This is a genomic window from Flavobacterium myungsuense (genome assembly GCF_042677265.1).
GTDB classification, from domain to species: domain Bacteria; phylum Bacteroidota; class Bacteroidia; order Flavobacteriales; family Flavobacteriaceae; genus Flavobacterium; species Flavobacterium myungsuense.
In genome coordinates, this window is sequence record NZ_JBHTIZ010000026.1 from 1 (window position 1) to 21,181 (window position 21,181).

The 21,181-nt window shown below is 33.0% G+C and carries 17 protein-coding genes; 8 read left to right on the forward strand and 9 right to left on the reverse strand.

The features are described 5' to 3' along the window. Nucleotides 1–190 precede the first annotated feature (190 nt). Complete coding sequence (locus tag ACFQ0S_RS10250; RefSeq protein WP_379757198.1) at nt 191–394, forward strand: hypothetical protein; 204 nt, start codon at nt 191–193, stop codon at nt 392–394. Nucleotides 395–488: 94 nt separating this feature from the next. Here the strand turns inward: ACFQ0S_RS10250 and ACFQ0S_RS10255 are convergent, their stop codons facing one another. Continuing rightward, a complete protein-coding gene (locus tag ACFQ0S_RS10255) occupies nt 489–2,087 on the reverse strand; it encodes a L,D-transpeptidase family protein (RefSeq protein WP_379757906.1) in 1,599 nt (532 codons plus the stop codon). Between the two features lie 236 nt (nt 2,088–2,323). Between ACFQ0S_RS10255 and ACFQ0S_RS10260 the strand changes: the two genes are divergently transcribed. Then, nucleotides 2,324–2,911, forward strand: coding sequence for a hypothetical protein (locus tag ACFQ0S_RS10260; protein WP_379757202.1), 588 nt, complete (start codon nt 2,324–2,326; stop codon nt 2,909–2,911). Next, complete coding sequence (gene mfd, locus ACFQ0S_RS10265; RefSeq protein ID WP_379757205.1) at nt 2,908–6,267, forward strand: transcription-repair coupling factor; 3,360 nt, start codon at nt 2,908–2,910, stop codon at nt 6,265–6,267. Before ACFQ0S_RS10260 ends, mfd begins: the two co-directional genes overlap by 4 nt. Nucleotides 6,268–6,313: 46 nt before the next feature. Here the strand turns inward: mfd and ACFQ0S_RS10270 are convergent, their stop codons facing one another. The 6 genes from ACFQ0S_RS10270 to ACFQ0S_RS10295 all read right to left on the reverse strand — a co-directional run bounded on the left by ACFQ0S_RS10270 (nt 6,314) and on the right by ACFQ0S_RS10295 (nt 14,906). Beyond that, complete coding sequence (locus tag ACFQ0S_RS10270; RefSeq protein WP_379757208.1) at nt 6,314–6,928, reverse strand: transposase; 615 nt, start codon at nt 6,926–6,928, stop codon at nt 6,314–6,316. Nucleotides 6,929–6,989: 61 nt separating this feature from the next. Beyond that, nucleotides 6,990–9,173 carry a M12 family metallo-peptidase gene (locus ACFQ0S_RS10275; protein ID WP_379757211.1) on the reverse strand — a complete coding sequence of 728 codons (2,184 nt, stop codon included), beginning with the start codon at nt 9,171–9,173 and terminating at the stop codon, nt 6,990–6,992. Between the two features lie 110 nt (nt 9,174–9,283). Continuing rightward, on the reverse strand, nt 9,284–10,216 hold the full coding sequence (locus tag ACFQ0S_RS10280; RefSeq protein WP_379757214.1) for a lamin tail domain-containing protein: 933 nt from the start codon (nt 10,214–10,216) through the stop codon (nt 9,284–9,286). A 110-nt stretch (nt 10,217–10,326) separates the two neighbouring features. After that, entirely contained in the window at nt 10,327–10,662 is a 336-nt protein-coding gene (locus tag ACFQ0S_RS10285; RefSeq protein WP_379757217.1) for a T9SS type A sorting domain-containing protein, read from the reverse strand. Between the two features lie 109 nt (nt 10,663–10,771). Beyond that, nucleotides 10,772–11,968 carry a hypothetical protein gene (locus ACFQ0S_RS10290; protein ID WP_379757220.1) on the reverse strand — a complete coding sequence of 399 codons (1,197 nt, stop codon included), beginning with the start codon at nt 11,966–11,968 and terminating at the stop codon, nt 10,772–10,774. A gap of 148 nt (nt 11,969–12,116) precedes the next feature. Further along, complete coding sequence (locus ACFQ0S_RS10295) at nt 12,117–14,906, reverse strand: TonB-dependent receptor (protein ID WP_379757226.1); 2,790 nt, start codon at nt 14,904–14,906, stop codon at nt 12,117–12,119. 181 nt (nt 14,907–15,087) lie between these two features. Between ACFQ0S_RS10295 and ACFQ0S_RS10300 the strand changes: the two genes are divergently transcribed. Then, on the forward strand, nt 15,088–15,774 hold the full coding sequence (locus ACFQ0S_RS10300) for a response regulator transcription factor (RefSeq protein WP_379757229.1): 687 nt from the start codon (nt 15,088–15,090) through the stop codon (nt 15,772–15,774). Next, nucleotides 15,775–16,818, forward strand: a complete 1,044-nt coding sequence (locus ACFQ0S_RS10305) for a sensor histidine kinase (RefSeq protein ID WP_379757232.1) — start codon at nt 15,775–15,777, stop codon at nt 16,816–16,818. On the opposite strand, the gene ACFQ0S_RS10310 is transcribed toward ACFQ0S_RS10305, so the two are convergent. Continuing rightward, entirely contained in the window at nt 16,783–17,862 is a 1,080-nt protein-coding gene (locus ACFQ0S_RS10310; RefSeq protein ID WP_379757235.1) for a glycosyltransferase, read from the reverse strand. The two genes, ACFQ0S_RS10305 and ACFQ0S_RS10310, sit on opposite strands and share 36 nt — an antisense overlap. Nucleotides 17,863–17,955: 93 nt before the next feature. Between ACFQ0S_RS10310 and trmB the strand changes: the two genes are divergently transcribed. The 3 genes from trmB to ACFQ0S_RS10325 are packed head-to-tail and all read left to right on the forward strand — an operon-like array spanning nt 17,956 to nt 19,594. Then, nucleotides 17,956–18,630, forward strand: a complete 675-nt coding sequence (gene trmB, locus ACFQ0S_RS10315) for a tRNA (guanosine(46)-N7)-methyltransferase TrmB (RefSeq protein WP_379757238.1) — start codon at nt 17,956–17,958, stop codon at nt 18,628–18,630. A 1-nt stretch (nt 18,631) separates the two neighbouring features. After that, nucleotides 18,632–19,264 (forward strand): LysE family transporter, encoded by a 633-nt coding sequence (locus tag ACFQ0S_RS10320; protein ID WP_379757241.1) that lies wholly within the window; start codon nt 18,632–18,634, stop codon nt 19,262–19,264. Between the two features lie 6 nt (nt 19,265–19,270). Beyond that, complete coding sequence (locus tag ACFQ0S_RS10325; protein ID WP_379757244.1) at nt 19,271–19,594, forward strand: MGMT family protein; 324 nt, start codon at nt 19,271–19,273, stop codon at nt 19,592–19,594. Nucleotides 19,595–19,599: 5 nt separating this feature from the next. On the opposite strand, the gene ACFQ0S_RS10330 is transcribed toward ACFQ0S_RS10325, so the two are convergent. Then, nucleotides 19,600–21,114 carry a thioredoxin-like domain-containing protein gene (locus tag ACFQ0S_RS10330; protein WP_379757246.1) on the reverse strand — a complete coding sequence of 505 codons (1,515 nt, stop codon included), beginning with the start codon at nt 21,112–21,114 and terminating at the stop codon, nt 19,600–19,602. Nucleotides 21,115–21,181: the final 67 nt, after the last annotated feature.

Consider the following 21,181-nt stretch of genomic DNA (forward strand, 5'->3'; position numbering starts at 1 on the left):
CTTTAGGATTAAGAATTATATTTGTATAACTATAGTAGGATTTATTTATTAACCTGTATAGTTATTTTAGGACGGGTCATAGTTTCTACGTTACTATAGTAACTGAGAAGATGCTCCGTAGATACCCCGTAGATAAAGCGTACATAGTGGGTATATGTTAAAATAGTAAATAACCCTAAAAAAGGAAAATATGAAAGAACAACAAACTCAAAAAAAATTAATCATCAGAAACGGTGATATTCAAATTATTTTAGAAGTGTCAGAAAGACAAGCCCGAAATAAAATACGTCAAATCCGCCACTACTTTAAAAAAGAAAAACATCAAGTAATAACGGTTAATGAATTCTGTGATTATGTCGGTTTACAATATGAGGATGTAGTTTCAAGGATATAATAAATAAAATACAGGTAAGTAGAGGATGTGGCAGAAATTACAAAAGATAAATCCATAGAGAGGCTTCAAAGAATCAAATTTGTGAGTCTAACAACTATTTCTCAAAGATTAATTCTGCCAAGCGTTCATCTCTATGATATATATCGTCATAAAAATGAATCACACCCTCGCTGTCTACCCAAGCGGTAAAATAGCCAATATAAACTGGAATCTTATTTTTAAGCGTATACCAAGTTTCTTTTCCTTTGTTCATGGCGGCATCAATCTTTTCTGGGCTCCAATCTTTATCATCTTTCAAGAGGAGATTTGCCAGTTCCTTAGGTTTTTCAATTCGAATACAGCCATGACTAAAGGCTCTCTTTTCTTCATTAAACAAACTCTTTGAAGGCGTGTCGTGCAAATAAATATTATTGTTGTTAGGAAACAAAAACTTTACCAATCCCAAGGAATTTTTAGGTCCCGGCTTTTGTCGGATTGCACCATTATTCCATTCCATATTATGCTCGGCTAAATAGTTTTTATTTTTAGCCATGGCAGGAGCAATCTCCTTTTTTATGATGCTTTTGGGCACGTTCCAATACGGACTAAACACGACATACTGCATCATCCCGCTAAAAACTACTGTCTGGTTGAGTGCTTTTCCCACCACAACATTCGACACCAAGACGGGTTTGTTGTCTTTGAAATACGTAAACCGAAACGAAGGAATATTAATACCAATATATTCTTTAGCTTTAGTAATATCGCTAGGAATCCACCTACAGCGCTCCATATTGACTATGATGGTTTTAATGCGATGGGCAATGGGAACATTCATTGTCGCTATATTTTTAGCCGTAATGATAGTATTTGGAATAGCACCGTTTCGCTTTTTAAATTTAATGATGCCCGCTTTCAAAGCATCGTCATACAAAGCACTTTTAGAATTCACGGCAAGATCGCCCACATCAAATAAATGTTGTCTAATTTGCACAATGGTTTTAGAACTGTCGCCGGGCGTAAAGGTTTTGAAAGTGGTATCCAACTCAATCGCACTCCATCCTCCTTTTTTCTCCATATCGCGGTAGTGCTTCAACACTTCTTTAAGGCGATAATATTGCCCTAGTACTTCTCTCTCATCTTTGTTAATCAAGGAAGGATTAGCCAACAACGAATCTAAATAGCTGATGTAAGATTGTTTTTTTCGAGGCAAATGCCATCCTAGTGCTGTAGTCTGTTTTGCATCCAAACCCTGATAAACCTTATTGGCATAAAAAAAGTACAACGACGAAAGCAGCAACTCGGTTGCTATAGTAGGCTCTTGAAGTGCATCTTCGTTCTGGAAAACAGCCTCCAATTCTGCCTTATAAGGTACAGCCGCTTGAACCCCTTCAGAGGCAATATTGGTAATTTTATTGTATAATAAATTTCCCATTTCGTTAATACCCTCTTTATCAAACCATATGTAATGATATTGATGCTTTTTGTATAAGGCTTCAACACTTGGTTGAAACGCTTTGAGATGGGGATGTTTTACAAAAAAGGGCGCCACTAAGGTACTGTCAAAATACACCTCACTGCTTTCTTTTTGAAACCCTTGAGAACTAGTATTTATTGCTCCTAATTCTTTTTCTCGGTTCCCATTTTTACAGGAACTATTGGCAAACGAAAAACCAAAAGCCGCAACGATAAATAGTAAAATAAACTTTCTCATACTCAAAACCCTTTACACTATGTTTTGTATAAAATTACAAAAAAGGAAAAGTAAATACCCGAATTAAATGTTATATAATTACTTGGTGTAAATAGTATCTTTAATCCTTTGAAGACTTAAGAGGTTCGGGAGCAATTATAAATCAGGAAACGAATGGAAAATAAAACAATTAACGTTAGATTGACTTTTAAACTTTCGTTTTACCTTTGTACCTTTGCAAACTAAACCAAGCTTGGATGAAACTTTATTATTCCTATATTCTTTTTTCAATTCTTATACTTGTTTCTTGCAATGACAATGCCGAGAGACGAGAGATTGAAAACCTTAAAGATGCCGAAAAGAAAGAAGTTATATTTAAGACCATTAATAAAGGTTGGAATTTTTCAAACCCTTCAGTATCGCCATCAGTCCAAGCTACAGTAAATACATGGAGCGAATGGCGATCGTTTTTAAATGAATTGAATCTAAAACCTAAAAGTTCTATTGGAGCGTTTCAGAAAAAAGCGAAAACTTTATCTAAAAAAGTGATGGAGTTAAATACCAACATTCCTTACACCTTTAACAAACCTGAAATCAAGAGTAGAATTTCGGTATTGACTACTAAAATCAACTCCATCAATTTATTCATTAATTTAGATGATATTCCTGCACAGAAAGTAGTGACCTTAGTTTCAGAAGTAAATGAAGAATTGGTTTCGTTGACCCAACAAATGGAAGAAATTATCAGAAAAAGTGCTATTCCTATAGAAGAAGGCGAATCAGACATGATACGAATGCTAGATACTACTAGAGCAATTCCTAATAAAATTGTACCGCAACCTTGAGTAAATCAGCCTTATTAAACACCTACGACAATTCGCCAAAAGTCAAGCAAATTGTTGATAGCTTACACAGTATGGAGCAAAAAATCCACTTAAACGGATTGGTTGGTTCGTCGCTCTCGTTTATAATTCAGTCGGTTTTTAAAAAAATAGAGTCTCCTTTTTTAGTTATACTCAATGACAAAGAAGAAGCTGCCTATTATTTGAACGATTTAGAACAATTAATAGGCGAAAAAGACGTCTTGTTTTATCCGGGTTCGTATCGTCGTCCGTACCAAATTGAAGATACCGATAACGCCAATGTTTTGCTTCGTTCTGAAGTCTTAAACCGAATAAATTCTCGCAAAAAACCAGCAATTATAGTTTCCTATCCCGAAGCGCTTTTTGAAAAAGTAGTCACCAAAAAGGAGCTGGATAAAAACACTTTGAAAGTAACGGTTGGCGACAAAATATCAATAGAGTTTATCAATGAAGTCTTATTTGAATACGAATTCAAGCGTGTCGATTTTATTACGGAACCCGGAGAATTCTCTGTTCGTGGCGGAATCATAGATGTCTTCTCGTTCTCCAATGACAATCCCTACCGAATTGAGTTTTTTGGAAATGAAGTCGACAGCATTAGAAGTTTTGATGTAGAAACACAACTTTCTATCGAAAAACAAAATAAAATCGCGATAATTCCCAATGTCGAGAACACCTTTTTTCAGGAAAATAGGGAAAGTTTTCTAGATTATATTGACAGTAAAACGATTATTTGCATTCAAAACACCGAATTACTTTTGTCTAAATTAGATAAACTATTTAGCAAAGCAGAGGAAATTTATAAAAACCTGAACGCGACTATAAAACATGTTTCGCCAGAACAATTGTTTGTAAACCAAACCGAGTTTATAAAAAAAGCCTTAGATTTTTCGATTGTAGAGATGGGTTCAAAAGCTGTTTTTAAAACCAAAAAAACATTCGAATTTCATATTCTCCCCCAACCTTCATTCAATAAACAATTCGATTTGCTATTGAATAATTTAAATGACAATCATTTTAACGGGTACAAAAATTATTTGTTTTGTTCTAATGATGCACAGGCAAAACGATTTCATGATATTTTTGAATCATTAGACGAAGCCAATCACGAAAGCATTCGCAAGCAATACCAAACCATAACCTTACCCATATACCAGGGTTTTGTTGACGAGGAAAACCAAATTGCGTGCTACACTGATCATCAAATTTTTGAGCGCTACCACAAATTTAGCATCAAAAATGGCTATTCTAAGAAGCAAACTATTACACTTAAAGAACTCACGACGCTTTCTGTCGGCGACTATGTTACCCACATCGACCACGGAATAGGCCGTTTTGGCGGTTTACAAAAAATACAAGTAGAAGGCAAAACCCAAGAAGCCATTAAACTCGTCTATGCCGATAATGATATCGTGTATGTGAGTATTCACTCGCTGTACAAAATTTCTAAATACAACGGAAAAGACGGTGCGCCTCCTAAAATATACAAACTCGGCTCGAATGCGTGGAAAGTTTTAAAACAAAAAACCAAAGCCAGAGTCAAACATATAGCGTTCAACCTGATTCAATTGTATGCCAAGCGCCGATTGGAAAAAGGATTTCGATATGCCCCTGATAGTTATTTGCAAGCCGAATTAGAAAGTTCTTTTATTTATGAAGATACGCCTGACCAAACCAAATCGACTGCTGAAGTAAAAGCCGATATGGAAAGTGATCGCCCAATGGATCGATTGGTGTGTGGTGATGTAGGTTTCGGAAAAACCGAAGTTGCTATTCGTGCTGCATTCAAAGCGGTAGATAACGGAAAACAAGTCGCTGTTTTGGTTCCAACCACCATTTTAGCCTACCAACATTATAGAACGTTTACAGAGCGTTTGAAAGAAATGCCTGTTTCTGTTGGATACCTCAACCGTTTTAGAACGGCCAAACAAAAAACAGAAACGCTGCAACAATTAGCAGAAGGTAAACTCGATATTGTTATTGGAACGCATCAATTGGTGAACAAAAATGTAGTTTTTAAAAATTTAGGATTGTTGATTGTAGATGAGGAACAGAAATTTGGTGTGAATGTCAAAGACAAACTCAAAACCATTGCTGCCAATGTCGATACCTTGACCTTAACTGCAACACCAATCCCGAGAACCCTTCAGTTTTCTTTAATGGCAGCGAGAGATTTATCAGTAATTACCACGCCACCTCCCAATCGCTATCCTATAGAAACCAATGTCGTTGGGTTTAGTGAAGAGTCTATTCGAGATGCCATTTCCTATGAAATTCAACGTAACGGACAGGTTTTCTTTATCAATAACCGAATAGAAAACATCAAGGAAGTTGCAGGAATGATTCAGCGTTTGGTTCCTGATGCTCGAGTAGGAATTGGTCACGGTCAAATGGAAGGTGCAAAACTCGAAGAATTGATGTTGGCTTTCATGAACGGCGAATTTGATGTATTGGTGGCAACAACTATTATCGAAAGCGGCTTAGATGTACCCAATGCCAACACTATTTTTATAAATAATGCTAATAATTTCGGATTGTCTGATTTGCACCAGATGCGAGGACGCGTCGGTCGTAGCAACAAGAAAGCCTTTTGCTATTTTATTTGCCCGCCGTATTCAGCCATGACTGATGATGCTAGAAAAAGGATTCAGGCTTTGGAACAATTCTCAGAACTAGGGAGTGGTTTCAATATTGCCATGAAAGATTTGGAAATTCGTGGTGCCGGTGATTTATTGGGAGGAGAGCAAAGTGGATTCATCAATGAAATTGGCTTTGATACGTATCAAAAAATCATGAACGAAGCCATCGAAGAACTCAAAGAAAATGAGTTCAAGGAGTTGTATGCCGATGAAGAAAAACCAGAAAAAGAATATGTAAAAGACCTACAAATTGATACTGATTTTGAGTTATTATTTTCTGATGAATACATTAACAATATTTCTGAAAGACTGAATTTGTACAATGAATTAAGCTTGATTAGAGACGAAAACACTTTAACTGTCTTCGAACAAAAACTCATCGACCGCTTTGGACCGTTACCCAAACAAGCTATCTCCTTACTGAATAGCATTAAAATAAAATGGATTGCCACACAAATGGGAATTGAAAAATTAGTGATGAAACAAGGCAAAATGATTTGCTATTTTGTTTCTGACCAACAAAGCGATTATTACACTTCGTCTCAATTTCATAAAGTGTTACAGTTCGTGCAAAAACAACCGCAATTGTGCAAAATGAAAGAAAAACAAACGCCAAATGGGTTACGTTTATTACTGACTTTTGAACATGTAAAATCGATTCGAAAAGCATTGGAATTGATGGAACTATTGGAGAGATAAAGCCTTTTTTTTCAATGCTTCCAGCCTTTAGAAGGCTGGAAGCTTTCTATAAATAATCTATCAAGAGTTCTTCAACATCATCTAAATTTTGATTATTAGAATGATAGTATATAAAATTTTCTTTATCACCAAACATCTCAATTACTCTTTCCCGTTCTAATTTTGTGGTTTTTACGGAAAGAATTGTTCCATATGATGTCCATGGATATTCAATAATAGTATCTGTAAAATGATGATGCACAGGATTGTTATGAATATAAAAAATTAGTTTTTGAAAATAACTCTCGGAATTAACCACCTTTCTTTTAAAGTTCTTTTCAAATAAACTTCCTGTTCTTTTATATCTTTTATTTACAGCTAACGTGTAAGCGTTAAATAAATTTGAAAATTGTTTTGAAGCACTAATTAATTTTGGCTTATCGGTTGAAGAATATTCTAATTTACTTGGGTCTATCTCCGATTTTTCTTTAATATAAACTAAAATATGGAAATGATTTTTCATTAAACACCAAGCATACGTATCGGCAATTGGATTTATATACTTCTCATATAGTCTTAAAAAATGGTTGTAGTTTTCACTTTCAAAAAATAAATCAGTACTATTATTGCCTCTATTATAAATATGATAATAATTACCCTCGAGAATAGGAATCTGCTTCATTTTTATATTATACTTATTTCGAAAGCTTCCAGCCTTTTGAAGGCTGGAAGCTTTGTTTATACTACAACTTCACTATTTTAAAATTGGCCTCTTTTTCATTGAATTTCAATTTAAAAAAGTAGGTTCCATTTGCAAATGAAGCCATGTCCACTTTTGTATCTAAACTATTAACTGCTTTTTGATACAAAAGGCGCCCCTGCGGATTATAGACAAATATTTCTTTTATTTCAGTCTTTGAAGTAATTGCAACAAAACCTTTACTTGGATTTGGATAATACGTAAAATCAATATTGGGTAGAAATGACTTGCTGTTAAGATTCGAAACGCAATCAACATTGGCTTCATAACCTGCCCCAACTTCATATTGGTCAGAAAAAAATTCAAGTGTTAGAGAGCCGTCTATTGCTGACGATTCATATGTTCCAGGAATCGTGGCGCCAGTGAATCCGCCTTGGCTCAAATCGGTTGCCGATGTTGAATTGCCATCATACAAATATAAATAATCGTATTTGTCCTCTAAATCAAAACTAGTAAAAGACAATCTAATTTTTTGATCTGGACTATTTGGAATAATGGTTCTAACATAACTTTCTAAACTTGAATAGTTTCTAGAAACTCCGCCTGTATCTGTGATTGTTACTCCGTTGCAATAATTCGTAGGTGTAACAAGAATAGCATTTCTGCTTGGCGAAATTAAACCAAAATCACAAACAGGGCGAACTTTGATACTATAATGGGTATTAGGCAATAAATTAGTTGCTGTGTAATTAGTTGCTGTTGTTTGAAACCAATTATTTGAACTCGACGAAAATGGTGTAATAGAAACTTCCCAATTAGTAGCACTTCCTATTTCTATCCATGATAGTGTTGCCGAAGTATTGGTAACATTCGTAATTATAATTTCCGATACCGTATTGATACAAGTATTAATACAATCAAAACTCAAGCAACTAGCATTGTTTACTTGAGAAAGCATTTCTGCTGCAGGTTGTGGTCCAAATCCATTAGCCAAATTAATCCCAACACCAGAAACCAAATGACAATAACTCATAATTGTACCGCCACTTTCCGTTGAAGGAATTGGCCCAATAGCACAATTGCCTTCAAAATATTGATCTCCTTTTGAAGGTCCGCAACCATCAATTGCTGTGTTGTCTCCGTTCCAAACACAAGTATGAGTATGAGGCGAACCAAATAAATGACCCAATTCATGAGTAATTACCAAAACGGTCCATGAATAAGTAGGTACAGTATTAAAACTAAAATCAACATCTGAATAACTAAAATTTTCTTCGGTACATAAACCATTTATTGTTGCCGCAACTCCTCCCAAGCTTCCGGAATCTTCTCCTATTAGCTGTCCTAAATCTCCATCAAATACAGGCCTAACTTCATTAAACTTATATAAATAATTAAAAGATTCTTCGCCAATTCCTTCATAAGGATCTTGGGTTGTCCAAATGTAAAGTGATTTTAAAGAAATGCTTATACCATCATTAGTATACAATGTTTGAACATTATTGAATACTGAAGTCATCCAATTTGAAGTAGTTGTTGTGTTACTATTATTGTCTAGAAATAAATTATAATCTATTTCGAAATACATGGTTACACATCTTTGACTGGTAGTTTTTGCATTTCTTTGGGCGTTTAAAATTGGTTTACGAACGCCTTCTTTTGTATGACATTGTAAATTATTTAGCACTTTCAAATCAGCATCAGAATAAATGATATAATCCGATATATTGAACTTTGTAGTTGTTTTTCCTATTACAACGTTTTTAAAACGGTTATTAGAAAAAATGCCATTCATTTCGTCTTTAAAAAAATTGAAAGAGGCAGTAGAATTGGAATCGCCATTTATTATACCTCTATAATGTAAGCCCTGCTCGTAAGAAATTGATTTTGTTTTGTCTGTATCTACGTGAAACCCATCGGCAAACAAATTAACTTTATACAATTGCAGTGTAATTGTTTCCCCTTGGTAAGGAATTTGAACCTCAATGTTTTCGTCTTTATTGGCGATTACTTCCGCTAAAGATTGGGTGTTCAATTTTGCAAGAGTCGCTTTTTTTAGTGTTTTTTGAATAGCACTACTAGGTTTTGTTACTTCAATAGTTAAAGGAGAATAGGTTTTAAAAGTTGTTTTTTGCGAAAGCAATGCATTCACTTTTTTGGAGACTTCATTTTGAGCAAATGCTACAAAAGAAAAGAAAAAGACAAAAATTAATAACCCTTTCTTCATGGTTTTTATTCTAAAAAGAAATCAAATGTAACGAATATTTTTTATCTATTTCTTAAATAAAAAAACTCCAACTTTTCAATTGGAGTTTTCTTTATGATATAAAAAAGGAATTATTTGATAACTAATTTTCTAGTAGCAGTTTTTCCTTCTTCAGTGATTTTTAAGATATAAACACCGCTAATAAGTTTTGAAACGTTTACCACTTGATTAGAAACAGTAGTTTTTATAACTTGTTTTCCTAAAACATCAAATATTGCTACTGATTTTGTTGCACTAGAATTAGATGAAGTAATGAATAAATTACCGTTAGCTACAGGGTTAGGATATACATTTAAGCCTGATATAGCATTTTGCTTTGTATTTAAACCGGAGTTGTTTCTTGGCACAGGTAAAGCGGCTGTAAAATCGTTTTTATTATCATCAGTATCTGTCGCTCCAGCATTATTTCTTTGTGCAGAAGTTGTTGCTGACAAAGCAGTTCCTGTAGGACCGCTACCCTCAAAACCTGCAGTTGGGGTTGTTCCGTATGCAACTTTATCAATAATTTGAGATCCAGTAGGGTTTGGTGTTGTTTCCTGAACAGTACTGCTAACAAGTATAACTTTTCCATTCGATCCACTCATTGCTATACCACTTGGCGTTGGGTCTGTATTTGAAACAACTGCAGGACTTCCATTACTCCCTAAAGTAGCCAATGTAACGCCATCTAAATCTGGAGTAGGTAAAGCTGGAGCACCAGCAACTGTTCCCGCACCTTGTTTTATTAAAAAGTATTTACCTGGTTCTAAAACAAAAGCTGGAAGAGGTGTCATTGCCCAGTTAGTATTAGGCGCAGTCGCAGAAGGTCCATTTTGTGAAGTGTATTGAACACTCCAACCCTCTAAGTTTTGAGGAGTTGTCCCTCTATTATACAACTCGATAAAATCATTTGCAAATGTTGCACCAGTGTTACTACCACCTCCATAAATTTGGCTAATTACTACTTGAGCTTGTGAAGCAGTAGCTACTAAAACAACTGATAATAAAGTGTAAAGTTTTTTCATAATTATAATTTTAAAATATTTAGACAACAAATATATAAAGAATTTTTACTTAAAGATATAAATCAGTGTGAAAAAAACAACAAAAAAAGGTTAAGACTGAATTTTATTAACTATTTTATTATTAATTTTCGTGTAGCACTTGCATCGCCTTCCTTGATTTTTATGATGTAAACTCCTGGAGAAATACTAGAAATATTCAGCTCTCTTGCGCTCAAAGAAGTTTGTAACACTTTTTTCCCTAGAACATCAAAAATGGTGATTTCTTTATTTGCAGTCGTTTTTGAAGTAATGTATATTTTGCCATTACTAACTGGGTTAGGATAAAAACCAAGTCCATCCGCAGTTTCTTGGGGTTTAGGCTGTTGTTTAGCATTGTCCTGAGCAGAAGCTGTCAAGGCAAACAAACATAGGGATAGTGTAAGTATGTAAAAGTAATTTTTTCTCATAAGTACTTGTAATAGTGCAAAGATATGAATATTAATTCAAATATTGAGCCAAAAAAAACCGCCTCAGTTTTGAAGCGGTTAGTTTATAGAATATTAAACTTATTTAATTCTAGTTATTTAATAAATTAACTCCATCAATAACAGCCCATGCGCCTGGAGTTATTGAAGCACCTGTTGCTGTAGTTGAAGTCACAAAAAATCCTTCTGGGAAAGTAACTGTTATAGTTGCATCTTTATATGCAAACGGGTTTGTACCGTCATTAATTTTGATGTCAGTTAATTTAATTTTATTTGCCTTTACTTGTGAAGTATTTGTTCCTTCATCCTGAATTCTTACAGCTGTTGCGCTAGGATTTGTATATCCAGAAATTAAGATATTTGAATAAAATCCATTACCACGACTTTTAAACTGTATAGCATCATATTGTGGGGTATTATCTTCAGTAACTGTGCCAGCAGCTCTTTTTAAAGTAATTCCAGAAATAACTGGCCAAAAATCATTATCCTCGTTTTTAGATTCTATTTCCATACCATAATTTCCAACTCCTGTTTGGTATGCATACCAATTCGTATTTTCTTGTCCTCTCCATCCATCTTGCCAATCAAAAGAGTCATCAGCATTTCCGTAAGAAATTAAGTTTTTTGCACTTACTGTACCACCATAAAATTCAAAACCATCGTCATTCCCTTTATATGAAACTAGATTTTCTAATACAGTACCTGAGCCTACTGCATAAAATGAAAATCCATTTAATTCGCTTGAACCGTCAGCAATTTTTTTACCAGCATATTCAACACGAACAAACTTTAGAGAACCGCTATTATCAGTAGCATTTGAACCTCCATAAGTATAAGCTTTTCCTTCAGATGAAGTAATTCCGTCTTCAGAATTAGCTGATGTCACTTTTTTTGAACCAACTATAGGAGCATCACCATAAATGATTATACCTCCCCAAGAACCCGCAACCTTTGTTGCATGAGTACAAACAATTGGTTCAGCAGCTGTACCATTCATTATTATTTTTCCGCCTTTTTCTACTAAAATTGCATCAAAAGAACTTCCTGAAGCCGTATTCGCAGTTATTACTGAACCTGCATCAACTGTTAAAGTAACACCTGATTTTACTTTCAATACTCCTTCTAAAGTATAATTTCCTTTGATTAAAGTTTTACTAACAGTTACATCTCCTGTTAATTCGCCGCTATCTACAGGAGGAGTAACTACTGGCGTTGTTTCATCATCATCTGAAGTACAACTTGCAAATAATAATCCTACGATTGCTAAACTAAATACTAATTTTTTCATTGTGTGTGTGTTTAAATTATTTGACGCAAAAGTAAATTCGTAACTATTGAAAAGTGTTATCAATATATTATTAAAAATTTATGTTAACTTAAATGTTGAGTTAAGCTAATGTTATGCAAAAACTTTAATCTAACATTAATTTTAAATTCTAAAACGTGTAGTTAACACCAAGAGAAAAACCTGTTCCTCTTTTAAAATCTCTCACGGTTAAGTCGGTTTCGTTTATTACTTGTTTACTATTGTTTCCTAGTACTCTTTTGAATGAGGGATTTAAAATATTGTCTACAGCAAATTTTAAATTAATGTTTTTCGATAAATTACTAATCCAAATAAAATCAAGTTTATTAAAAGGTTTTTCATAAATATGATCCAATCCAGCAGTTCCTACTGAGAAAATTCTTTCTCCTGCAACACCATAAACTAAAGAAATTGAATTCTTCATGTCTTGATTGAATTCAAAATCATACTTTAAATCTGAATTTATAAGCCAATTTGAAGCCCCTTGTAATGCTCTTGACGAATTGTTTTCTAAAGGATTTTTTAATAAATCAACATCAACTTTAGTATTCATTACTGAGGTATTAAATCCCCAAGATATGTTTTTTAAGTATGGTGAAATTCTTTTTAGGTCTAACAAAAATTCTAATTCCGCTCCGTACAAAAGGGCTTCTTTAGAATTTTGATATGTAGTAATTTGACCCCCGCTACTTGCAGTAGGTATAAAAATTCTTTCAATCGGATTTGTAATTTGTTTCCCAAAAATACCAAACACAACCATTTCATTCGTTTTAGGAAACAACTCAAATTTTAAATCAAAATTGGTATTATTACTATTATCTAAATTTGGATTTCCAATTTCTACCGTTCCATCAGGATTGATGTATTGTATAGGCATTATTTCAATTGATATGGGTCTTGTAAGTGTTCTTGAAGCAGCAAAACGAATGTTGCTTTTTTCATTTAAAGCATATTTTGCATTTAACGAAGGCAATAATTCTGTTTTGTTTTTTTCGATTTTTCTAAATTTAGCAGTTGCTGCATCAGTAGTAAATCTATATTTTATTTCTCTCAAGGTTTGTTCGGTTCTTAAACCTCCGTTTATTTCAAGTTTAGAACCAATAGTAAAAAACACATTAGCATAGGCTGCATTATTGTTGTTATAAAGTTTGGTTTTATAATCAGCTGTAGATTCTTCGGTAAAATTTATTAATCCAGAGTTCACATTTGTATTAATAAGTGAACTCGGCGAATTAATATCTATTGTAAATAAACCCAACGGAATGAATGGCCTTCCGAAAACAAATCGATAAGACGAAACTTCTTCATTGCTTAACATATTATAACCAACAGATAGTTTATTTGATTTCCCGTTTTCTTTTACATTAAACTTTAAATTGTACTCTAACATTCCTGAAAAAAAGCGATCTCCTGATATGTCTAAAAATTGACGAATTAAATTGTTACCACCAATTGTAAAATTGGTTTGAGTATCATTTATTTTCTCACCTCTTAAAAACTTTCTATCCGGTTGACCAAAAGTTGTTTTAGCAAATGAAAAACCGCCTTTTATTGCATTATTACCGTCTTCAGTTAAGTTGTAGTTTGCTAAAATCTGATTGTTCCAATATTTAGATTCTTCAAATTTATTTTCACGTATAAAAAGGTTTTCTAAAGCGGATGAATTATTAATATCTCCTAATTGATCTTGAATTACACTTGAGGTAGATCGTAAGAAAAAGGAATTTAAAGCTAAGCCAAATCTTTTTGATTTGTATTTAACTCCAGCTAAACCTGAAAATGTGGTGTTATAGCTGTATTTAGAAGTAAAGAGATTATTATCATAGTCTCCTTGGTTTAATAAAAATGTGCGGTCTACTCCTTTTTGAATTTGATATTTATTATCTCCGTTTATAGAAAAGATATAAGTTATATTCTTTTCATCTTTTAAATTAAACTTTTCAGTGTGTAAAAAACCAACACTGTTGTTTATAGGACTACTTGTATTTATAACATCCCATGAGTTTTGACCACTTGTTTCATTATGTTGCCCAGCTGTTAATATTTTACTTGCAGGGAAATTTCCAAATGCCGATGGTAAAGCTCTATCTTTTCCTAACAAACCAAAAAATCCTTGAGTGGAGTTTGCATCTTTAGAAAGTAAAAAATCAACACCATTGTTATTAGTTGTATATCCAAAACCTGTTGAAATTTTAGTAACACTGGCTCGTGGTTGACTCGTTTCAATATTAATTGTAGCACCTGCAAAATCACCAGGAATATTAGGATTAAACGTTTTATATACATTTAAAACACCTACAATATCAGTTGGAAATAAATCTAAAGGAACTATTTTTTTAAAAGGGCTACTAGAAGGCGCTTGCAAATCGTTAATCAACAAATTATTATATCTTTCTTCTAAACCTCGAACAAATAAACCTCTTGATTCTACTTTAGAAATTCCAGTAATTTTTGTTAAACCACTTTCAACATTGCTTACTCCTTTTCTTGCCATTTCCTGCGCACCAATACTTTGTTTAATTTCTACCGCTTTTTTTTGGTCTAACAACAGTGCAGTTTCTTTTTCGCGACTTCCTCCATTCGATTTAATTACAACATCCTGTAATTTATAACCTCCTGAACCCATTGCTTTATTAATATTTACTTTTTCTCCTGCTGCTACGGTAACAGGAACTTCAATATTGTCATAACCAAGAAAACTAAAAACAAGGGTGATACTTCCTGGATTTACGCTTATTGTATATTTCCCTTTCTCATCTGATGTTACTCCTGTAGAAGTATTTTTAATTACTACATTAGCAAAAGGTAATGGGGCATTGTTAGCTTCTTTATCAGTAATTGTTCCGTAAATTGTTCCTTTAGTTTGTGCATTTGCTAAAGAGCAAATAATCAGAATTGTAAATAAAAAGTTAAATTTCATGTAAAGGGTGTTTAAATTTTTTGCAAACTTACACCTGTAAAGTTAAGTTGATGTTACTTGCTTGTTACTATTAAGTTTCTTTATTATTACGGAATTGTTAAGAGATTAAATTAGCGTAAAAAAGTTTGTTAGTATTGTTTTATCTTTACTTTTACATTCGAAATCAATCAATTTTGCAATCATGAAGAAAAAAGACATTACCATTTTATTAGTTGATGACGAACAAGATATTCTTGAAATTGTAGGATATAATTTAAGTCAAGAAGGGTATAAAATTGTTACTGCAGTAAACGGTAAAGATGCTATAGCAAAAGCTAAAAAAGAGTTACCTCATCTTATTATAATGGATGTTATGATGCCCGAAATGGACGGTATGGAAGCCTGCGAAGCTATTAGAAAAATCCCTGAATTAAGTCAAGTTATTATTACTTTTCTAACTGCAAGAAGCGAAGACTATTCGCAAGTGGCTGGTTTTGATGCTGGTGCGGATGATTACATTACTAAACCTATAAAACCAAAATTATTGGTTAGTAAAGTTAAAGCCTTATTGAGACGTCTTAAAGAAGATGAAAAGGTAAACTCTGAAACCCTAAATGTGGGCGGAATAGAAATAAATCGAGAAGAATATAAAATTAAAAAGGACGATATCGAAATTGTTTTACCAAGAAAAGAATTTGAATTGTTTTATTTGTTAGCTTCTAAACCTGGAAAAGTTTTTAAAAGAGAAGAAATTCTTGATAAAGTTTGGGGTAATGAAGTAATTGTTGGAGGAAGAACGATAGACGTTCATATCCGAAAATTAAGAGAAAAAATTGGCGATGATTTTTTCAAAACCATAAAAGGTGTAGGATACAAGTTTGAAGTTTAAATGACAATAAGTTTTAAAAAAACATACAAGTTTGCAGTAGTTTCTTCTTTATACATTACTCTTTTTTCGAGTGGTTTGGTGGCGCTATTAACCTATTTTTTCTTCGAATTTTCGTTGCTGTTTACATTCTGTTTTGCAATGGCTATAGCCACTTTTTCGTTTTTTGTAATGCAATACCGCGTAGAACATTTCATCTATAGAAGAGTAAAAAAGATTTACGATGATGTTTCGTTACTAGAATCCTCCAACTTTAGAAATCAGCCCATAACCACAGATATGGCAACCCTTACTAGAGAAGTTAAGAAATTTGCCACGGATAAAAAACTTGAAATAGAAATGCTTAAAGTACGTGAAGAGTACCGTCGCGAATTTTTAGGCAATGTTTCCCACGAACTTAAAACGCCTCTATTTACTGTTCAAGGATACATCTCTACGCTATTAGATGGAGGAATAAATGATAAAAACATTAGAAAAAAATATTTAGAACGCGCAGAAAAAGGAGTTGAGCGTTTAATTTATATCGTCCAAGATTTAGATATGATTACTAAACTTGAAGCAGGTGATTTAAATATTGAAATGGTTCCGTTTAACATGGTAAGTTTAGTTCAAAATGTTTTTGACTTACTAGAAATGGAGGCTTCCAAAAAAGACATTTTACTCTTGTTCGACATGAAATACAACAAACCTATAATGGTTATTGGTGATCGGGAAAAAATAGAACAAGTGGTAATTAATTTAGTTGTAAATTCTATAAAATATGGTAAAGAAAAAGGCTCAACCGAAGTTAGTATAGAAAACCTTACCGATGATAAAGTTATAGTTCGGGTAAAAGACAATGGAGAGGGCATTGAAGCCAAAAACATTCCTCGCCTTTTTGAACGGTTTTTCAGAGTCGACAAAAGCGGTGCGAGAAGTCAAGGTGGTTCAGGACTAGGACTTTCAATTGTAAAACATATTATAGAAGCCCATCAGGAACGCATTTATATAGAAAGCGAATTTGGGGTTGGTTCAGAGTTTTCCTTCACTCTTAAAAAGGCAAAATAAATTCTTCCAATGAATGGGTTTTTCTTCTATTTGTAATCCTTTATAAACTAATGTTTGCGACACATCCTCTATTGTAAAATCGTCTTGCTTTGCATAAGGAACCAAACCTGTTTTTTTTAATTTTCGGGCTAAATACTCCTGTTCATATTGCCCCGGAGTAGGAATAAAAAAAGCTTTTTTTCTTAGCTTTGCTAAATCCATAATGGTGGTATATCCTGATCGGCAAAGCACTACTTTACTTTCATTAAAAGCTTGTTCTAATTCATTAGATGTCATGAAGTTATAATACAATATATTTCCTACCTGTTCTTTAGCTTGAACACTTTCTACTTTACCTTTTATAAAAATTACTCTTTCTTTATAATCTAACAATTTTTTCGATAAAATTTCTTCAAGCATGCCACGTTGAGGATCAGGACCTGATAAAATTACCATTAAATCATATTGTATTGGACACTCTTTTTTTTCAAAACGGCTCAAAGGTCCTATATACTTTACCTTAAAATATTCTTTTTTCAAATGACCTAATTTTCCGGTTAAGTTTGGTTCCTCTTCAAAATCAGGCACCCAACATTCGTCAAATTTATCAATAGCTTGTTGATGTAACATACTTGTTAGCCAGGTTGTATTGCCTGTTAAAACATTCAATTGATGCGTAATAAAAACCGATTGTACTTTTTTATTAAAAACTCCTAACCTATTGTCTGAGATGATTCCGGTTAAATTATATTCTTTTACCCATTTTTTCACCATTTTTTTTTCGACTAAAATGGCTTCTATCATTTTTGGAGTGTTTTTAAGCATTTTCCATTTAAAATTGGCGCCATTTTTAGCATATTCTATTTCGTATGAAGGCAATTCTAAGGCTTGAAGATGGGGAAATTCTTTTCGTAACATAGCTAGCGCCACTCCATCTGAAGCAATTATTGGGGTAAATCCATTTTCTCCCAATGCTTTTATAATAGGAATACAACGTGTAGCATGACCTAAACCCCAGTTTAGTGGAGCGACTAAAATATTTTTAGAAGGTATTGGTAAATTCATTTTTTTGTAATGCGTCTATTTTTAAAACTGCAAGATAAAAACATTTCTAGTCTTGTATATTTCCTTAATTTTGTGAAAACATTAAATTAAATCGTGGGAAGTAAAAATAAGTTAAAAAGATTCAAGGAAAACGAAACATTCGAAAATGTTTTTCAACCAACAAGAGAGGAAGTGGTATCGGGTGCTTTTCCGCTGAAAGGAAAATGGAATGCTGAATTTTTCAAAAATAACAATCCTTTAGTTTTAGAATTGGGTTGTGGTAAAGGAGAATACTCTGTTGGTTTAGCCGAAAAATATCCTGATAAAAATTTTATTGGAATTGATATCAAAGGAGCGCGATTCTGGCGTGGAGCAAAAACTGCTGTTGATGACGGTTTGCATAACGTAGCTTTTATAAGAACTCAAATAGAATTGATTGATTACATTTTTGCCGAAAATGAAGTCGATGAAATTTGGATCACTTTTCCCGACCCACAAATTAAATACAAGCGAACCAAACACCGAATGACCAATTCAGAGTTTTTGCAATTGTATAAAAAAATTTTAAAACCTGAAGGAATCATGAACCTCAAAACCGATAGCGAATTCATGCATGGCTATACACTAGGAGTGCTTCACGGAGAAGGTCATGAGGTTTTATACGCCAATCATAATGTGTATGTAAATGAAGGGGCTCCTAATGAAGTAACGGCTATTCAGACGTTTTATGAAAAACAATATTTGCAAATCAACAAAGCGATAACATACATTCGTTTTAAAATTAAGTAGAATGAATTTTGTTTTGCCGCTCATTTTCGGATTTATTTCAGCTGCCATTGGCATAGCTCTTCCTGGGCTAATCAATATGACAGCTGCCAAAGTGAGTATTCGCGACGGACGAGAACGAGCAATGCTTTTTATCTCTGGAGCGGTAATCATCATTTTTTTTCAAACCTTAACGGCTATTCTTTTTGCTCGTTTTATAGATTCTAGGCCTGATGTGGTTATCTTACTAAGAGAAATTGGGTTTGCTATCTTCTTGTTTTTAACCATTTATTTTTTGGTACTTGCAAAAAAGCCAAAAATTAAAAAAGAAGAAATTAAAATGCGAAGCAAAACGAATCGTTTTTTTCTTGGTATGTTACTCTCGGCGCTAAACTTTTTCCCTGTTCCTTATTATGTTTTTGTCACTATCACTTTATCGTCTTATCGTCTTTTTCTTTTCGAAAGAACTTCTATTTTTTTATTCCTTGTGGGTGTACTCTTAGGTTCTTTCATGCTGTTTTATTACTACATTGCTTTTTTTAAAAAAATTGAAAATAAAACCGATTTTTTCTTCAAAAACATGAATAAAATTATAGGGTCAATTACAGGAGTCATTGCATTGGTCACTTTATTTAATATCATTAAATATTATTATTAAAAAAATTTGGAAGTTAATTTTTTTGAAAGAGTATACGCGGTTGCCAGACAAATTCCTTACGGAAAAGTAACTTCTTATGGAGCTATTGCCAAAGTTTTAGGAACTGCTCGTTCGGCAAGAATGGTAGGTTGGGCCATGAATGCTTGTCATAATCTCGAGGACGTTCCTGCGCATCGTGTGGTAAACAGAAACGGATTATTGACAGGAAAACATCATTTTGACGGCACTAACTTGATGCAACAACTTCTAGAAAACGAAGGTATTACAGTTATAAACAACCAGATTGTAGATTTTGAGAAGCATTTTTGGGAGCCAGAACTGATTCCTTAATTTACTTATTCTTTATCCTCGTTTTCTATAACCTTTATAATGTCTTTTATTTGTTCTACTCCTATTCTTTTGGCTTTTATGGTTTTATTTTTATCTAGCAGGTAGATAACAGGTGTCGAATAAATATCGTATTTTGTTTTCAAATCGGTATAATGTGCTCCATCATAAACATTAATCCAATCTAGCTTTTTCTCAGCAACATATTTTTTATATTTTTCAATATCATGTTGGGTATAAACGCCAAATACTTTTACATTCTTATTTTCCTTGAGTAAATCATGATATACTTCTAGCAATTTCGGAATTTCTGTTTGGCAATGCCCACAATCGACATCCCAAAAAACAAGAATTAGAAAATCAGCTTGTACCGAATGTAATCTTAAAAACGTTTTCTGTATTTCGGCGTTATTGGCATAAAATATTTTTGTGGCTTCCTCACTTGTTTTTGCCGATTCAAAACCCATTTTAGCAATTTTATCGCCTTCTTCTATTGGAATCATAGGAATGTCGGGAGCAATTTTTCCTAATAAAATAGGTCTTAAAAGATCGGCACGGTTAATTATATTTTTTACAATATTGTCGTCATTATAAAGTTCATTGGCTTTGCCCGTTTTGAAATAAGTATCAGAAATATGCACAAATACTTTATCAAAACCCATTAGTTTTGAAGTTTCATAAGTAGAAGTAAAATGAGCCAATAGTAACTTGTACATGATGCTATTTGGAGCTGTTTTACTCAAAATTCGGTCAACGGCAACACTAACAGAGTCTGGATGTATGGTTACTAGATTTTCAAAATAGCGTTTCAATTTAGGCGCAAAAAATGGAGAACGTATTAACCCGTCATTTTTAAAATCGACGTTGTCCCAATAATGGTTTTTATAATAATTAAAAACGGCAACACTATCAGGTCTGCCATTTGAAGCTTTAGGGATTTCTTTAAGGACTTTTTCAATTTTTAAATTAAGTACTTCACCTATAAAAGTTCCTTTATTTTGTTCATAAAAATGCTCTTCATAAGCAACAATATTGTCGTTTAATTTTTTTTGTTTTGAAGTCATAAAAGCAGTAGAGTCTGCCTTTGTCATGCCTTTGGTTTTAATTTTCAAATCGTTAAATTCTTTTTTTTGAGTATTGATGTATTTTATATATTCAAAAAAATCATTTTCACGTTTAGAAGTTGGGCTACTTAAATCAGAAGAGGCATTATTAAAAAGATCACTGTTTAAAGTCATTATTTGATTTTCATCATCTATATAAAAATCAAAATAGATTGATTTGGCTTGACTTACTAAGGAATAAACTCCTTTTTCTAATTTCTTTTTCCCTTTAAAAATAATTTTCCCATTCTTTATATTCTTGCACGTATCGGCAATCATGTTTTTATCAAATTGATAAAAAGTAAGATAAACTAGAGTATCATTGCAATTCTTTAAATTAATTTTAATTTCATGTCCTTCTTGCGCATGAATGGAGGAAGAAAACAATACAATAAAAAAAGATAAAAGTAATTTTCTCATAATTGAACTAGTATTTTCAAAAAATAAATAATTTTCAAAAATAGAGTAAAATTTAAAATTGAACAAC

What these genes read in the sequence shown, in the direction of transcription:
- ACFQ0S_RS10290 (WP_379757220.1), bottom strand. Translation starts at nt 11,968, where the DNA reads ATGAAAAAATTAGTATTTAGTTTAGCAATCGTAGGATTATTATTTGCA.
- ACFQ0S_RS10260 (WP_379757202.1), top strand. Translation starts at nt 2,324, where the DNA reads ATGAAACTTTATTATTCCTATATTCTTTTTTCAATTCTTATACTTGTT.
- ACFQ0S_RS10280 (WP_379757214.1), bottom strand. Translation starts at nt 10,216, where the DNA reads ATGAAAAAACTTTACACTTTATTATCAGTTGTTTTAGTAGCTACTGCT.
- ACFQ0S_RS10300 (WP_379757229.1), top strand. Translation starts at nt 15,088, where the DNA reads ATGAAGAAAAAAGACATTACCATTTTATTAGTTGATGACGAACAAGAT.
- ACFQ0S_RS10320 (WP_379757241.1), top strand. Translation starts at nt 18,632, where the DNA reads ATGAATTTTGTTTTGCCGCTCATTTTCGGATTTATTTCAGCTGCCATT.
- ACFQ0S_RS10270 (WP_379757208.1), bottom strand. Translation starts at nt 6,928, where the DNA reads ATGAAGCAGATTCCTATTCTCGAGGGTAATTATTATCATATTTATAAT.
- ACFQ0S_RS10305 (WP_379757232.1), top strand. Translation starts at nt 15,775, where the DNA reads ATGACAATAAGTTTTAAAAAAACATACAAGTTTGCAGTAGTTTCTTCT.
- ACFQ0S_RS10255 (WP_379757906.1), bottom strand. Translation starts at nt 2,087, where the DNA reads ATGAGAAAGTTTATTTTACTATTTATCGTTGCGGCTTTTGGTTTTTCG.
- ACFQ0S_RS10330 (WP_379757246.1), bottom strand. Translation starts at nt 21,114, where the DNA reads ATGAGAAAATTACTTTTATCTTTTTTTATTGTATTGTTTTCTTCCTCC.
- ACFQ0S_RS10295 (WP_379757226.1), bottom strand. Translation starts at nt 14,906, where the DNA reads ATGAAATTTAACTTTTTATTTACAATTCTGATTATTTGCTCTTTAGCA.
- ACFQ0S_RS10310 (WP_379757235.1), bottom strand. Translation starts at nt 17,862, where the DNA reads ATGAATTTACCAATACCTTCTAAAAATATTTTAGTCGCTCCACTAAAC.
- ACFQ0S_RS10285 (WP_379757217.1), bottom strand. Translation starts at nt 10,662, where the DNA reads ATGAGAAAAAATTACTTTTACATACTTACACTATCCCTATGTTTGTTT.
- ACFQ0S_RS10250 (WP_379757198.1), top strand. Translation starts at nt 191, where the DNA reads ATGAAAGAACAACAAACTCAAAAAAAATTAATCATCAGAAACGGTGAT.
- ACFQ0S_RS10275 (WP_379757211.1), bottom strand. Translation starts at nt 9,173, where the DNA reads ATGAAGAAAGGGTTATTAATTTTTGTCTTTTTCTTTTCTTTTGTAGCA.